Origin of the sequence: Desulfosceptrum tomskiensis, from assembly GCF_049818055.1 — a bacterium.
Lineage (GTDB): Bacteria > Bacillota > Desulfotomaculia > Desulfotomaculales > JASEER01 > JBFLVT01.
In genome coordinates this window covers 2,181,194-2,195,244 of sequence record NZ_CP187479.1, presented here as the reverse complement: position 1 = coordinate 2,195,244, position 14,051 = coordinate 2,181,194, and the positions used below count along the sequence as shown (strand labels likewise).

Below are 14,051 nucleotides of genomic sequence, written 5' to 3'. Positions count from 1 at the left end.
CAAACTGTGTACAAACTTATTACGTAGTTGGTACAGTTTCGCTACGTTTGGGCAACCTCCTGCTAAGTCGCAACATTTTTTCCAAATAAATTCTCCCCATCAATCTTCAGCGGGCTCGCCGTCGGGCGGCGGCAGGGGCCGCCGTTTTATGCGCGCGACCGTTTTGCGCACCGGCCAGGTGACCGACCACCAGAAGTAGGCGCAAGGGCGGGTAACCAGATAACAAAGGCGTCCCGTGGCTTTGAGGATGCTCATCCAGAAAGAAAAAGCGGCCCGTGAAAGGGTACGCCGGTACAGTCCCGCGCCGAGCAGGAGGCCCAGGAAGACGTACCAGCGCACCTCCCCCCAGTTGGCCAGCAGGAGCAGGCCGAAAACGAAGGGGATCAGGATCAGCCAGAAAAAGACGTCGCCGACGGTGGTTCCCCAACGCCGCAAGCGGAGACTTGTCCGGACCGCAGCATAGAAATCGTAGACAAAGGCCGCCCCGGCCCCGATCAGGACGGTCAGCAGGAAGGACCAGGACTGCTCCGCCAAAGACACTGTGGCTCACACCTCCCAGGGGCGCCGAGCGTTATTTGAGAAGACGGTTCAAAAGGTTCCTGCCGCTGATGCGGCCGCGCGAACCGGTCTCCCTGTACTGTAGGCTGTTCAGGTGACCCTGGACCACCAGGGTCCCCGCGTCCAGGTCCAGTTGCGTGATGTGCAGCCCTTCCCCCTGGAGAAGCAGGAAGCCCATATTTGTTTCGAGGTGGATTTCATTATCCGTGAAGCTCTCCACGCGGAGCACCCCCGCCAGGGACAGCTCCTTGCGATCGCGCATCTCGAGACGGTGCTTGACCTCTTGATCCACCCTCGATCCCCCCTGTCAACCCGTTCAGGACAATTCAGTAATGGATATGCCTTCCCGGCAGGAGGAATGCCAAAAAAATAAGGCCCTGCCTTGACAGGACCTTAAACCATCAAAGAAATCCGCTCTAAAACTCGTTATTGTCGTCAATCCTTTCGCTGGAAAGGACACTATAGAGCGATGAAGCCAGTTTAGCCGGAACATTGTCGGCGACTTCCAGCACCTCGACCGTAAGGCGGCGGGAACCGAGACGGAGCGATATGACATCGCCCGGTTTGACGACCGTGCCCGCCTTGGCCGCCCTGCCGTTCACCGTTATCAGGCCTTCGTCGCAGACTTCTTTGGCAAGCGTACGGCGCTTAATAAGCCTCGATACCTTAAGGAACTTATCAAGCCTCACCGCGTCTTACTTGGAAACAGCCTCACGCAGCACCTTTCCGGCCTTGAATACCGGGACCTTGGTCGCGGCGATGCTGATTTCCTCGCCGGTCTGCGGGTTTCTGCCCTTGCGAGCGGCTCTCTCCCTGGTCTCAAAGGTGCCGAAGCCGACCAACTGGACCTTGTCGCCCTTGGCCAGCGCTTCGCTGATGCTGTCGAGCATGGCGCTCAGGGCTTTTTCGACATCTTTCTTCGTCAGGTCGGCTTTTTCAGCTACGCTCGATACGAGTTCCGCTTTGTTCACAACTATCCCTCCAAGAAATTGTTGTATGTGCAGTAAGACATTCTTGTCTATCCTTGTTTTTCCTGCTTTTTTGCAAAGTTTTCCTGCTATTTTTCTAAATTTTTTGCTTCCTCCCACCACTCGTCCATGGTCTCCAGGGAAACCCGGCCCAGTTCCATCCCTTCGGCGCGAACCTTATCTTCAATATACCCAAAACGCCTGACAAACTTATCAACCGTCGCGGAAAGCGCCTCTTCGGCATTGATGCCTTTCAGCCTCGCCACGTTTACGACAGCAAACAAAAGATCTCCCAACTCTTCGGCAATCTTCGACTGGGAGCCGACCCGCAACGCCTGGCGCAGTTCCCTCTCTTCCTCCAGAACTTTGTCCAGCGCGCCCCGGTGGTCAGGCCAGTCGAAACCCACCCTGGCGACCTTGGCCTGCACCTGCTCGGCGCGCAACAAAGAAGGCAGCCCTTTCGGCACACCCGCCAAACAGGAGGATTGATGCCTTTTCTCCTTCTGTTTGATCTTTTCCCAGTTCCGCAAGACTTCCTCCGACCCGCTGACCTTGGTCTCGCCGAAGACATGCGGGTGACGGTGGATCATTTTTTCGCATATGCCCTTGATAACCCTGTAGACGTTGAAGAAACCGTTTTCCTTTGCGATCTGGGCGTGGAAGACGATTTGTAACAGTAAGTCTCCCAACTCTTCACACACACTATGCATATCGCCTTCATTTATGGCCTCGATAACCTCGTAAGTTTCCTCGATGAGGTAGCGCTTGAGGGTGTGGTGATCCTGCTCGCGGTCCCAGGGACAGCCGTTCTCGGCGCGCAGGGCCGCCATGATGTGCACCAGGCTTTCGAAGCTGTAAGCCTCTTCAGACGGGGGGAGACAGAACGAAGTCAGGTGGTCGATCCACGGCAGCCTGTCCACCTTGAAGAGCGGGACGCGCTCGACACGTTCCTCGCCCGGTACCCCCGCCGCCCTGACCACCGTCACGGGGTGCGTTTCGGGATACCGCTCCATCAGGCGGAGCTTGACGTCCGAAGCCACCAGACGGTCGTGTACCTGCATCAGGACGCAGGCCACACCGGGATCGGGGAACTGCCTGTCCAGGGCGAGGGCGTCCAACACCTTCACCCCCGACGCGGGGTCGAGCCCGGCGGCGGTGAAAAGAGGGTCGAGGAAGGACATCGCGGTGAGGACGCGGACCGGGACGCCCCGCTCCCGAGCCTTCTCGATGATCAGGCGGGAAGCATCCTCGGCGACCAGGGGATGCCCGGGCACCGCATACAAAACGGGACCGGCTTCTGCGGCCTCCAGAACGGCGTCGGCGATGCGCCGGTAGACGGCTGCAAAGCTGTCCTCCTCGTCGTATACGGCATCAAAAGAAGTCATCGCCAGTCCCTGTTCCAAAAGCCACGGCACCAGAGGATGCCGGGCCGTGCGCAGGTAGATTCTTTCCGCTTGCCGGAGTTCCTCCCACACCCCCAGGGGGAGCATCTCTTTTGACCCCGGGCCCAGTCCGGCGATGGTGATAAGGTGAGACAAGCCTGTGTTCCTCCCTATTTCTGTTGTCAGTAGTCAGTTGTTGGTTGTCGGAAATAGAAGAAGCATCGGACAAGGCCGATGCGTACATCATAAAAAAATGGCCTTTCGGCCATTTATTGTTCCATCTGTTTAGCCAGAAACCCTGCCGCCGTCTCGGCCAATTTGAGTTCCAACTGGCCCATCTTCACGTTGGGTTCCTTGGTGATCAGCATTACAGCTCCGATGGGATCGCCTTCGGAGATGATGGGGGCGATGACTTCGGCCGTATACTTGCACTCGCCGTTTTCGCCCATGAGGCATTCCCGGCACAGGGCGTCATCCCCGGGAGCGTTGATAACGATGGCCTTCCGTTCTTCCATAACCCTTTCGATGGCCGGGCTGATGGGCTTATTCAAAAATTCTTTCTTGGGGGCACCGGAAACGGCGATGATGGTATCGCGGTCCGCGATGCAGGCAATGTGGCCGGTGGCTTCGTAAAGGGAATCAGCATATTCCTTGGCAAATTCACCGAGTTCGCCGATGGGGGAATACTTCTTAAGGATGACCTCGCCATCACGATCAACGAATATTTCAAGGGGGTCGCCTTCTCTGATGCGTAGCGTACGACGGATTTCCTTAGGAATAACCACCCTTCCTAGATCATCAATACGGCGTACAATGCCAGTTGCCTTCATTGACTTCCGTCCCTCCTTTTCTACATAGGATTACGCGTTCTTCCTGTGATTAGTATACATCCGGCTATTTTTGTTTATTCATTTTTTTCCAAGGAACAAGGGTAAAATCTTGGAATGGCGATGAGCACTGGGCGCTGGGCGCTGGGCGCTGGGATCATCAAGAAGGGATTCAGCCCTGAATCCCTTCAAAGTCCAATGCTCACTGCCAAGATTCGGTGAAATCCCAGGCCACGGTCAGTGGAGGGTGGAAAGGAAAGTCTCCACTTCATCCACGCCGTCGAGCGCGTCGGCCCGGCCGGTCGACCGGAGCCAGATCTCGAAGTGCCCGTTATCCTCCTTGAAACGGAGCTTGTTGGGCAGCGATTGGGCCAGCGCAATCAGCCTGTCACCGTCGAGCCGGGCGGTGGGAGCGAAGGTGAAGCGGTAAAACAGGCCCTGGCGGGTGATGTGCTTGATCCGCAGTTGCCGGGCAGCGGCCCGGATGCGCGCCACCGCCAGCAGGTTGCGCACCGGCTGGGGATGTTCGCCGAAACGGTCGCGCAGCTCTTCGGCCAGCTCGTCGACCTCTTCTTTTTGCCTGACCGTCGCCAGGGCGTGGTAGAGACGGATCTTCTGCTCCTCATCGCCCACGTATTCGTCGGGGAGAAAAGCGGTGATCGGCAGCTCGACCAGCGCCTCCACCTCTTCCTCGCGCTTTTCGCCCTTGAGCTCGCGCACCGCCTCCTCCAGCAGGCGGCAGTACATTTCAAAGCCGACGACCGAGATGTTTCCGTGCTGTTCGGTTCCCAAAAGGCTGCCCGCCCCCCGGATCTCCAGGTCCTTTTTCGCCAGCTTGTAGCCGCTGCCGAAATCGGTAAAGTCGCGGATGGCGGCCAGGCGCTTTTCGGCGGCCTCGTTCAGGATCTTGTCCCGCCGGAAGGTCAGGTAGGCGTAGGCCAACCGGTTCGAACGCCCGACCCGCCCGCGGAGCTGGTAAAGCTGCGCCAGCCCGAACTGGTCACTCTCCTTGACGATCAGGGTGTTGACGTTGGGAATGTCCAGCCCCGATTCGATAATCGTCGTACAAACCAGGATATCGTATTCCCCGTCGATAAAGTCCAGCATCACCTGTTCGAGCTGGTCCTCCCGCATCTGGCCATGCGCCATGGCCACCCGGGCCTCGGGCACCAGGGCCTGCACCCAGGCGGCGACGCGGTCCAGGTCGTGCACCCTGTTGTGCACGAAGTAGACCTGGCCGCCGCGGGAGAGCTCCCTGGCGATGGCCTCGCGGATGATCACCGGGTCCTCCTCCAGGACGTAGGTCTGGACCGGGAAGCGGTCCTGGGGCGGCGTCTCCAGCAGGCTGGTGTCGCGGATCCCCAAGAGCGACATGTACAGCGTGCGCGGGATGGGCGTCGCCGTCAGGGTCAGGACGTCGACGTTGGGGTAACGGATTTTCAGGCGCTCCTTTTGCAGGACGCCGAAGCGTTGTTCCTCGTCGACCACGATCAGGCCGAGGTTCTTAAAAACAACGTCATCCTGGACCAGCCGGTGCGTCCCGATGACGATGTCGATGCCGCCGCGGGCGAGGCCGGCCACGATCTCCCTCTGCTCCCGGGGCGACCGGAACCTGCTGAGCATCTCGATCGTTACCGGATACCCCGCAAAGCGCTCCTTGAAGGTGTTGAAATGCTGCTGGGCGAGCACCGTCGTGGGGACGAGGACGGCCGCCTGCTTGCCTCCGGCGACGGCCTTGAAGACCGCGCGCATGGCCACCTCGGTCTTGCCGTAGCCGACGTCGCCGCAGAGCAGCCGGTCCATGGGCAGGTCCTTCTCCATGTCCTTTTTGATCTGGGCGATGGCGGTGAGCTGGTCGGGCGTCTCCTGGTAGGGGAAAGCCGCCTCGAACTCCGCCTGCCACGGGGTGTCCGGCGGAAAGGCGTGGCCCTTCAGGGACTGGCGCTCGGCGTACAGCTCGATCAGCTCCCGGGCCATTTCCTGCACGGCCTCGCGCACGCGCCGCTTGGTCCGCGTCCAGTCGCTGCCCCCCAGCTTGGAAAGCCGCGGCACCTCCCCTTCGGCGCCCACGTATTTCTGCAGAACTCCCAGCTGGTCGGTGGGGACGTAGAGCTTATCCTCCCCCTGGTAGGCCAGTTGGAGGTACTCCCGCTTGATGCCGCCGATCTCGAGCTGCTGGATGCCCAGGTAACGCCCGATACCGTGCGTCAGGTGCACGACGTAGTCGCCCGGGCTTAAGTCCAGCTCATCCAGGTTTTTCTTCTTAAGCTTAAAGGGCCGTTTCCGGTCGTAGAGTTTCTTGCCGTAAATCTCCTTCTCGGTCAGGACGACCAGCCCGGCCTCCGGGATCTCAAAACCCTCGTTGAGCTTCCCGGGGGCCACGGCGACGTTGCCGGGCAAGAGGGCGTCCAGGTCGGGGTTGACGAAGGCCTCCAGCCCCCCGTTGCGAAGCGTCTGCACGAGCCTCCGGGCGCGCTCCTGGGTCCCGGCCAGGAGCGCCACCGCGTAACCGCGCTTGCGCCAGAGGCGCAGGTTCTCGATCAGGTCCTCGGGCTTGCCCTGCGAGCCAGCGATCCCCTTGACGACGAACTCCCTGGCTTGCTCGGGCTCCGGGAGATGGGAGACCTGGGGAAGAAAAGAACTGTAGATGAGGGGATAGCCGCACAGCTGCTCCCTGACCCGGCTCCAGGACAGGTAGGCTTTGAACTGCCGGGGCAGGACCTGGCCGCTTTCGAGCAGCCCCCCGTAACCCTGCACGCGCTGGCGCTCCAGGCTGGCCCCGGTGTCGGCGGTCCGTTCGGGGTCGGTAATCACGATCCTGGTCCCGGGGGGCAGATAGCTGAAGACGCTCGGCGCCTCCGGATAGAAATAATCGAGGTACTCCTCTATGCCGTAAAAATACCGCCTGGCCTCGATCAGGGCCAGCGTCTCCCCGACCGTTTCTTCCAGGCGTTCGGCGGCTTCGTCCCTACCCGCCTTTCTCAGCCTGGCGGCCTGGGCTTTCAGGTCGCCGGCCAGGGTCGCGTATCCCCTGGCCCACTCTTCTCCGGACATCGCCAGCTCGTGCACGGGCGTGATGCTTAAGGATCGGATGGGCGCCTCGGAGCGCTGGGTCTCGGGATCGAAAACGCGCAGGGAGTCGATCTCGTCACCGAAAAACTCGATGCGCACGGGGTAGTCCGCCGTCATAGGGAAGATATCGATGATCCCCCCGCGGCTGCTGAACTGTCCTTCTCCCTCCACCAGGGCCGCGTGCTCGTAGCCGAGTTCAGCCAGTTTGCCGCGCAGGGTGCCGAGGTCCCATTCCTGCCCGACGGCCAGTTGCAGGATCGCTTTCCTCAGGGCCGGGGCCGGCATCACCCTCCTGGCCAGGGCATCGACGGGAACCACGATGACGGCGCCGCGGTCGCCCCCGGCCAGAGCTTCGAGCACCCGCAGCCGGTTGGCGGTGACGTGTTTACTGTAAGCAAGAACCTTAAACGGGATAAATTCCCAGGGTGAAAAAAGGAAAACCCCTCTCCCCGGCAACAATTGTCCGAGGTCCTCGACAACCGTCAGGGCTTCTTTTTCTCCCGGCACAACCACCAGCAAAGACTCCCGGTCCTTGCTCAGAGCGGCACAGACCAGCGCGTGGTGGTTCGGCCCCAGGCCGTAGACCAGCTGCCTATCGGCGCCGGCTCGCACGGCCTCGTCGAGCCGGCGCAGGGCAGGGATCATCCCCAGGAGATCGGTTAATCCTCGCATCTACCCGCTCCCTTGTTACAGAGCAACGTTACCTTGTTAACGTTATCCATGATATATATGCAGCTTATTCACCGCAAAAGCATCATTCAGCTTTGGCTGTGAGCTGTGAGCACTGGGCATTGAGCTATGAGCATTGTGCATTGGGCGTTGGGCGTTGGGCGTTGGGCGCCCAGCGCTCAGTGCTATTCTCAGAGCCCACAGCTCAGCGCTCAGTGCCAATTTAATGCACAGTGCCCAAAGCTCAGTGCCAACCTAGAGCCCAGTGCCCACTTTCCAGCCGTTAAACCGGTTCATCGCTTTCTCCAGCCCTTCCTCAACGGCCACCAGGGCCGCCCGGGCCGCGGCGTCGACGACCTCCGCCAGGACCGCCCGCTCTTCCTCGGAAAAGCTGCTCAAAACGTGATCGAGAACGTCCCCGCCCCGGCCGATGCCCACACGCAGCCGCGGAAACTCGTCGGTCCCCAAGCTCTCGATGACCGACTGCATCCCCCTGTGCCCCCCGGAACCGCCCCAGGCCTTAAGGCGCAGCCTGCCGAAGGGCAGGTCCATGTCGTCGCAGACCACCAGCATCTCGGATGGAAACAGGCGGAAACGGTCAAGCAAAGCAGCCGCAGCCCGTCCACTGAGGTTCATAAAGGTCTGCGGCTTGGCCAGCACCAGGGCGGCGTTGCCCCGCCGCGCTTCCCCGACCAGGGAAAAGCACTGCCGGGTGCCGACCCCGACAGTCAACATGCGCGCTAGTTGGTCAACCACCATAAAGCCCATGTTGTGGCGGGTGGCGGCATACGTCTCCCCGGGGTTTCCCAGTCCTATTACGGCCTTGATCATACTTATTCGGGCTTGGCTTCGGCCTCCACATTCTCAGCCGCGGCAGGAGCGGCTTCGGCAGCCGGCTCGGCCACCGCCTCGGCCTCCCGGCGCAAAGCGGTTACCGCCACAACGACGGAGCCGCCCTCGGTGAGCACTTTCACGCCTTCCGGCACGGCCAGCTCGCTCACGTGGATGTTGTCGCCGATATCCAAGCCGGAGATATCCACCTCGATGTGCTCAGGTATTTTCATCGGCAGGCACGCCACCTCTATCTGCCGGAGGTGGTACGCCAACACGCCTCCCTGTTTGACGCCGGGGGCGGCCCCGACAAAATGCAGGGGAACGTGCGTGTGCACCTCTTCCTTCAGCGATATCTGTTGCAGATCGATATGCTGGATTTGCCGCTTAAAAGGGTGGTACTGCACCTCCTTAATGATAGCATGGTACTTCTTCGGCTTGGAACCGGTTTTTACCTTCAGTTCCACCAGAGCCGCCGACCCGTGGTGTTTGACGATGTCCTCTATTTCACGGCCGTCCATCTCCACCGGAAGGTTGCCCACCGATTTCCCGTAGACAACGCCCGGGACCTTGCCCTGCTCGCGCAGGGTGTTGAGCTGGTTTTTGCCCCTCTTGTCGCGGGGCGTGACCTCCAAGTTCGCCGTAGCCATAAAACTTATCCCCTCCGTCTAAAATTATGCCCCCCGGAAAGTCATATCAAACTGGACAACGGCATAAAATCCCATAGACGGTCTCCTGGATGAGTAGGAGGGATCAATGTTGCGCAGAGCTCGTGAGCTTGTCGGTCTGCCGGTAATCAGCCTGGAGGAAGGACTGAAGCTCGGGAACGTCAAGACGCTGATCGTCAATCCGGCGGGCAAGGCTGTTGCGGCCCTTGTCGTTGAAGAAAAAGGCTTCTTCAAGGAGCAAAAATTCATTCCCTTTGCCAAGGTGCATTCGGTGGGCGCCAACGCGCTGACGGTCGCCCAGAGCGCCAGCGCGGCCAAAGCATCGAGTCTGCCCGAGCTCGTGCAGCTCTGGAAGGAAAAGACCACGGTCACCGGCGCGCGCGTGGTCACCGAAAGCGGCAGCGTCCTGGGCTGGGTCCAGGATTACTTTGTCGACACTGTGACCGGGACCATAACAGGGCTGGAGGCGGCCCCGTCCGGCATCGGCGGCGCCGTCAAGGGGCGGTCCTTTATCCCGGCGGAGGTCCTGCGCACCATCGGGAAAGAGGTCATCGTGACCACCAACGAAGCGCTCGCCCGGATGCAAAAAATAGACGGCGGCCTGGAAGCGAGGTTCCTGGACGTCCTCGACAAGACCAAGGAAGCCCTGCCCAGGCTGCCCAAGAAAGAGGCCAGAGTTGAGGACACCGAAGCGGCAAAACAGTCGGCCGTCATTGAAGAAAAGGTCAAGGACCTGATCGACAAGACCAAGCAGAAAGTCGCGCTGCCGAAACTGCGGCGCAAGAAAGACGCAAAGGAAGATCTGCAGGCAAAGGAAGAAACGCAGGAACGAAAGCCGGAAGAAACGCCCAAAGAAGAATAGCGCGCTCAAGGTCCCGGTTGCGGCAACCGGGGCTTTCGTTTCCCGCGCATAGTCTTTAGCGAAATGCCGGATAATACACTCAAACAATACGAAAGGATGGATGATATGGCGGAAAGAGTAAGAGACCTGGCGTGGCTCAACAAACTGGCCCTCGCCCTGGTGATTATCGGCGCGCTCAACTGGCTCCTTGTCGGACTTTTCCGATGGGACTTGGTAACCGCCATCTTCGGCGGCGAGGTCATCCGTAATTCGTCCTTGTTCTCGCGGGTCATTTACACACTGGTGGGGCTCGGCGGCATCTACCTCATCCCCTTCCTGCTGCGGACCGACGACACGCGAACCCGCATAGAAAACAGGGAACAGCAGTAAAGCAGAACCACCCTTTGATGGGGTGGTTCTCATTTTTCCAGCCATGCTCCGTCCGCTGCGGAGGGTTCAAGTGAGCCTACTCCCTCGCGCTCCAGGGGAACAATCCGCCGAAAATAATAAAGATGAACAGGACTATCACGATGTTAGGAAAAAGGAATTGCGGCTGATACTTGGGCATCAATACCCCCCCCCCCTGTTCTAGGTTTGCTGCCATGATATGTTAATCGCAATAATTTGCTACCACACAAAAGGGGTCAGGCTTGCCGATACTTGACTGAACTTCGCAAGCACGGTCAAGCCCGACCCCTGCCTTGATGAGCGTACGGAAAAAGAACCACCCTTCTTCCAGGATAAAGGGTGGTTTCTCACCGTTTTTTGAGTTATTTGCGAAACGCTCACTGCTTGTCCAAATTCAATCAAAGAGTTTAGACACCGAAAGGTCCTCATGTACCCTGATGATCGCCTCGCCCAGCAGCGGCGCGACGGAAAGGACCTTGATCTTCGCGATGCGCCTTTCCAGGGGGATGGGGATGGTGTTGGTGACGATGACCTCCTTGATCACCGAAGCCCGCAGCCGCTCGATGGCCGGCCCCGAAAGCACGGGGTGCGTGCAGGCGACGTAGACGCCCGTGGCCCCGAAATCGATCAAGGCGTCGGCGCCCTTGGTGATGGTCCCCGCCGTGTCGATGATGTCGTCGACCAGGATGGCCGTGCGCCCCTCCACCGGGCCGATGACCGTATTGATCTCGGCCACGTTGGGCTCCGGACGGCGCTTGTCGATGATGGCCAGCGGCGCGCCGATGCGTTCGGCGAGGTCCCGGGCGCGCGTCACGCCGCCGACGTCCGGAGACACGACCACCACGTTCTCCAGGTGGCAGCGTATGAGGTAATCGGCGAGGATCGGCCCGCCGGGAAGGTGGTCGACCGGGATGTCAAAGAAGCCCTGGATTTGCCCCGCGTGCAGATCCATCGTGATGACCCGCCTGGCGCCGGCCGCCGTCAGCAGGTTGGCGATCAGCTTGGCGGTGATGGGCTCGCGCGCGCGGGTCTTGCGGTCCTGGCGGGCGTACCCGTAATAGGGCATGACGGCGGTGATGCGCCTCGCCGAGGCTCTCCGCAGGGCATCGATCATAATTAGTAATTCCATAATGTTTTCGTTGACGGGCTGGCAGGTCGGCTGGACGATGAAGACGTCGGCGCCCCGGACGTTTTCTTCGATCTTCACCTGGATTTCGCCGTCCGAGAAGCGCGTCACCGATGAAATCCCCAACGGTACGCCCAGGTACTGGCAGATCTCGGAGGCCAGCGCGGGGTTGGCGTTCCCCGTGAATATCTTGAGCTTCTTGTGCCTGGCGTACATCATGATTATCCCTCCGTGGGCTTCTTCTTTTGCTTCTTTTTCTCGACCCAGTCTTCAATATTCTTTTGCCCGCTCCGCGCTATCCCCAGCGCGCCCGGAGGGACATCCTTGGTAATCGTCGAACCCGCGCCGATGTACGCCCCGCGGCCCACCTTGACCGGGGCCACGAGATTGGTGTTGCTCCCGATGAAGGCGCCGTCCTCGATCTCGGTCACCCATTTCTTTTCCCCATCGTAATTGCAGGTGATCGTGCCGGCGCCGACGTTCACCGCCCGGCCGATGACGGCGTCGCCTATATAGCTCAGGTGCGGTACTTTGCTGCCGTCCCCGATGATTGATTTTTTGATCTCCACAAAATCGCCGACTTTTACCCCCGCGCCGATCCGGCTTCCCGGCCGGACATAGGCGAAGGGGCCGACCGTGGTCCGGTCCCCGACCTCCGAATCGACGATGACCGAGTTCCATACGGTGACCCCGTCGCCGAGCACGGCGTTGACAAGCTGTGCGCAGGGCCCCAGGTTGCAGTCCCGCCCGATCACCGACCCGCCCCGGATGAAGGTCTGGGGGTGGATGACCGTGTCGGGCCCGATCCGCGCCGGGGCGTCGATATAGGTGCTGTCGGGGTCGACGATGGTCACCCCGGAACGCATCAGCCCTTCCAGGACCCGGCGCCGGATAACCTTCTCGGCGGCGGCGAGCTGGAGGCGGTCGTTGATGCCCATGATTTCTACGGGGTCGCTAGCAAGGTAGGAGGCAACCGGACGCCCGCCCGCGACGTAAACGCCGATGATATCGGTCAGGTAGTACTCGCCCTGTTGATTATTATTGCTGATCTTCCGGAGGGAATCGAAAAAACCCGCGGCGGAAAAACAGTAAACGCCCGTGTTGATTTCCCTGACGGCCAGTTCGTCCGGCGTCGCGTCTTTCTGCTCGACGATGCGGGCCACCATGCCCCCGCCGTCGCGGATGACCCGGCCGTAACCCGTCGGGTCTTCAACGATGGCCGTCAATACGGTGGCCGCAGCGCCCTTGGCCCGGTGATGGGACACCAGCCCGGCCAGGGTCCGGCCGGTGATCAGCGGGGTATCCCCGCAAACGACCAGAATATCGCCCGTAAAATCCGACAGAGCTTCCCTGGTTTGCATCACGGCGTGGGCTGTTCCGCGCTGTTCATCCTGTAGCACAACCTTCGCAGCGTCACCGACCGCGGCGCGCACGGCGTCATACCCGTATCCCGCTACGACGACCGTGGTCCCGGCGCCGGCCTCGCTGACGGCGTCCAAAACGTAATGCAGCATCGGTCGCCCGGCAATCTGGTGCAGCACCTTGGGGTGGCGCGATTTCATCCGCGTTCCCTTGCCGGCAGCCAGCACCACCGCCACTAATGACATCAGGTGACCTCCCGTAGGCTGATACTACATTTATCAGATATTCTATGAAGAATGCGTTGAATCCTGTTCAAATGTTCTGTGCCGCTCCCTGATCTCCTTCCCCCGGAGCGCAGTTTTTCTGCCCGTTGCGACACGGGCCAGTACCGGCGGGTCGATGTTTCCCCCGCTCAAAACGATGCAGGCCTTCTTCCCCGGCCCGGCGACCTTGTTTTCCAGGAAAGCCGCCAGGCCGACCGCGCCCGCCCCCTCCGCGAGGGTCTTGGTCCGCGTCAGCAAGAGAAGGATGGCCCGTCCTACGGCCTCCTCGTCGACGGCGACGACCTCGTCCACGTAACGCCTGATGAACTGGAAAGGCAGGTCGCCGGGCCTGTCGACGGCGATGCCGTCGGCGATCGTAGCCTTTACGGGCACTTCCACGGGCACGCCCCGCTCGACGGACAGCAACAGGGAGGGAGCGTGCGTCGCGATAACCCCGACGACTTTGACCGACGGCTTGAGTTCCTTAACGACGTAGGAGATGCCGGCGATCAGCCCTCCCCCGCCCACCGGCACGACGACGGTATCAACGTCGGGCAGGACCTCCAGGATCTCCAGGCCGACCGTCCCCTGGCCGGCGATAATGCGGGGGTCGTCAAAGGCGTGGATGAATACGGCCCCCTTTTCCGCGCAGACGCGCCGGGCGACCTGGTAGGCCTCGTGGTAATTGTTCCCCGACAGGATCACCCTGGCCCCGTACCCGAGAGTGGCCTTGATCTTGCTGCGCGGAGCGTTCTTCGGCATGACGACCGTGGCCGGTTTGCCGCAGAGGGAGGCCGCCAGGGCCACTCCCTGGGCGTGGTTTCCGGCCGAGGCGGCGACCACGCTCCGCCCTTCGGCAACGTCCCCGCAAAGCTTGTGGTAGGCTCCGCGGATCTTGAACGAGCCGGTGCGCTGCAGGTTCTCGAACTTGAAATAGACGTCCCTGCCGAGCAGGGCGCTGATGCTGCGGGAACAACGCAGGGGCGTGGCGTGGATTACCCCTGCCAGGTGGGTGCGTGCCGCGAAGACGTCGGAAAGGCCGAAGGTTGTGACACCGTCCGTATAGCGCTTCATTT

Annotated in this window: 14 protein-coding genes; 2 read left to right on the top strand and 12 right to left on the bottom strand. The window is 60.7% G+C overall.

Going from position 1 to position 14,051, the window contains the following annotated elements; all coding sequences use genetic code 11:
• Nucleotides 1-99: 99 nt before the first annotated feature.
• From yabQ to ACPV0M_RS11130, 9 genes are all read right to left on the bottom strand, one after another.
• Complete coding sequence (yabQ, locus tag ACPV0M_RS11170) at nt 100-540, bottom strand: spore cortex biosynthesis protein YabQ (protein ID WP_425620707.1); 441 nt, start codon at nt 538-540, stop codon at nt 100-102.
• Nucleotides 541-571: 31 nt separating this feature from the next.
• Nucleotides 572-850: a sporulation protein YabP gene (yabP, locus tag ACPV0M_RS11165; protein ID WP_425620706.1), complete on the bottom strand. Its 279-nt coding sequence runs from the start codon at nt 848-850 to the stop codon at nt 572-574.
• 124 nt (nt 851-974) lie between these two features.
• Entirely contained in the window at nt 975-1,247 is a 273-nt protein-coding gene (locus ACPV0M_RS11160) for an RNA-binding S4 domain-containing protein (protein WP_425620705.1), read from the bottom strand.
• A 6-nt stretch (nt 1,248-1,253) separates the two neighbouring features.
• Nucleotides 1,254-1,529 (bottom strand): HU family DNA-binding protein, encoded by a 276-nt coding sequence (locus ACPV0M_RS11155; RefSeq protein WP_425620704.1) that lies wholly within the window; start codon nt 1,527-1,529, stop codon nt 1,254-1,256.
• Nucleotides 1,530-1,615: 86 nt separating this feature from the next.
• Nucleotides 1,616-3,064 carry a nucleoside triphosphate pyrophosphohydrolase gene (gene mazG / locus ACPV0M_RS11150; protein WP_425620703.1) on the bottom strand — a complete coding sequence of 483 codons (1,449 nt, stop codon included), beginning with the start codon at nt 3,062-3,064 and terminating at the stop codon, nt 1,616-1,618.
• Between the two features lie 113 nt (nt 3,065-3,177).
• The gene (gene spoVT, locus ACPV0M_RS11145; protein WP_425620702.1) at nt 3,178-3,738 is read right to left on the bottom strand and encodes a stage V sporulation protein T; all 561 of its coding nucleotides are present in this window, start codon (nt 3,736-3,738) and stop codon (nt 3,178-3,180) included.
• Between the two features lie 234 nt (nt 3,739-3,972).
• Complete coding sequence (gene mfd / locus ACPV0M_RS11140) at nt 3,973-7,479, bottom strand: transcription-repair coupling factor (RefSeq protein WP_425620701.1); 3,507 nt, start codon at nt 7,477-7,479, stop codon at nt 3,973-3,975.
• A gap of 252 nt (nt 7,480-7,731) precedes the next feature.
• Nucleotides 7,732-8,307 carry an aminoacyl-tRNA hydrolase gene (gene pth, locus ACPV0M_RS11135; protein ID WP_425620700.1) on the bottom strand — a complete coding sequence of 192 codons (576 nt, stop codon included), beginning with the start codon at nt 8,305-8,307 and terminating at the stop codon, nt 7,732-7,734.
• 2 nt (nt 8,308-8,309) lie between these two features.
• Nucleotides 8,310-8,957, bottom strand: a complete 648-nt coding sequence (locus tag ACPV0M_RS11130) for a 50S ribosomal protein L25/general stress protein Ctc (RefSeq protein ID WP_425620699.1) — start codon at nt 8,955-8,957, stop codon at nt 8,310-8,312.
• 106 nt (nt 8,958-9,063) lie between these two features.
• On the opposite strand from ACPV0M_RS11130, the gene ACPV0M_RS11125 reads away from it, so the two are divergent.
• Nucleotides 9,064-9,837: a PRC-barrel domain-containing protein gene (locus ACPV0M_RS11125; protein WP_425620698.1), complete on the top strand. Its 774-nt coding sequence runs from the start codon at nt 9,064-9,066 to the stop codon at nt 9,835-9,837.
• 105 nt (nt 9,838-9,942) lie between these two features.
• On the top strand, nt 9,943-10,206 hold the full coding sequence (locus ACPV0M_RS11120; protein ID WP_425620697.1) for a DUF378 domain-containing protein: 264 nt from the start codon (nt 9,943-9,945) through the stop codon (nt 10,204-10,206).
• Nucleotides 10,207-10,618: 412 nt separating this feature from the next.
• Here ACPV0M_RS11120 and ACPV0M_RS11115 read toward each other — a convergent pair whose 3' ends face one another.
• Genes ACPV0M_RS11115 through ilvA form a run of 3 tightly spaced genes read right to left on the bottom strand, consistent with a single transcriptional unit; the run spans nt 10,619 to nt 14,049 of the window.
• Complete coding sequence (locus tag ACPV0M_RS11115; protein WP_425622202.1) at nt 10,619-11,566, bottom strand: ribose-phosphate diphosphokinase; 948 nt, start codon at nt 11,564-11,566, stop codon at nt 10,619-10,621.
• Nucleotides 11,567-11,571: 5 nt separating this feature from the next.
• Nucleotides 11,572-12,957 carry a bifunctional UDP-N-acetylglucosamine diphosphorylase/glucosamine-1-phosphate N-acetyltransferase GlmU gene (gene glmU / locus ACPV0M_RS11110; RefSeq protein ID WP_425620696.1) on the bottom strand — a complete coding sequence of 462 codons (1,386 nt, stop codon included), beginning with the start codon at nt 12,955-12,957 and terminating at the stop codon, nt 11,572-11,574.
• A 42-nt stretch (nt 12,958-12,999) separates the two neighbouring features.
• Nucleotides 13,000-14,049: a threonine ammonia-lyase gene (ilvA, locus tag ACPV0M_RS11105; RefSeq protein ID WP_425620695.1), complete on the bottom strand. Its 1,050-nt coding sequence runs from the start codon at nt 14,047-14,049 to the stop codon at nt 13,000-13,002.
• Nucleotides 14,050-14,051: the final 2 nt, after the last annotated feature.

Excerpts from the sequence above, each read along its gene's own strand:
- spoVT (WP_425620702.1), bottom strand. The coding sequence starts at position 3,738 with ATGAAGGCAACTGGCATTGTACGCCGTATTGATGATCTAGGAAGGGTG.
- mfd (WP_425620701.1), bottom strand. The coding sequence starts at position 7,479 with ATGCGAGGATTAACCGATCTCCTGGGGATGATCCCTGCCCTGCGCCGG.
- pth (WP_425620700.1), bottom strand. The coding sequence starts at position 8,307 with ATGATCAAGGCCGTAATAGGACTGGGAAACCCCGGGGAGACGTATGCC.
- ACPV0M_RS11130 (WP_425620699.1), bottom strand. The coding sequence starts at position 8,957 with ATGGCTACGGCGAACTTGGAGGTCACGCCCCGCGACAAGAGGGGCAAA.
- ACPV0M_RS11125 (WP_425620698.1), top strand. The coding sequence starts at position 9,064 with ATGTTGCGCAGAGCTCGTGAGCTTGTCGGTCTGCCGGTAATCAGCCTG.
- ACPV0M_RS11120 (WP_425620697.1), top strand. The coding sequence starts at position 9,943 with ATGGCGGAAAGAGTAAGAGACCTGGCGTGGCTCAACAAACTGGCCCTC.
- ACPV0M_RS11115 (WP_425622202.1), bottom strand. The coding sequence starts at position 11,566 with ATGTACGCCAGGCACAAGAAGCTCAAGATATTCACGGGGAACGCCAAC.
- glmU (WP_425620696.1), bottom strand. The coding sequence starts at position 12,957 with ATGTCATTAGTGGCGGTGGTGCTGGCTGCCGGCAAGGGAACGCGGATG.
- ilvA (WP_425620695.1), bottom strand. The coding sequence starts at position 14,049 with ATGAAGCGCTATACGGACGGTGTCACAACCTTCGGCCTTTCCGACGTC.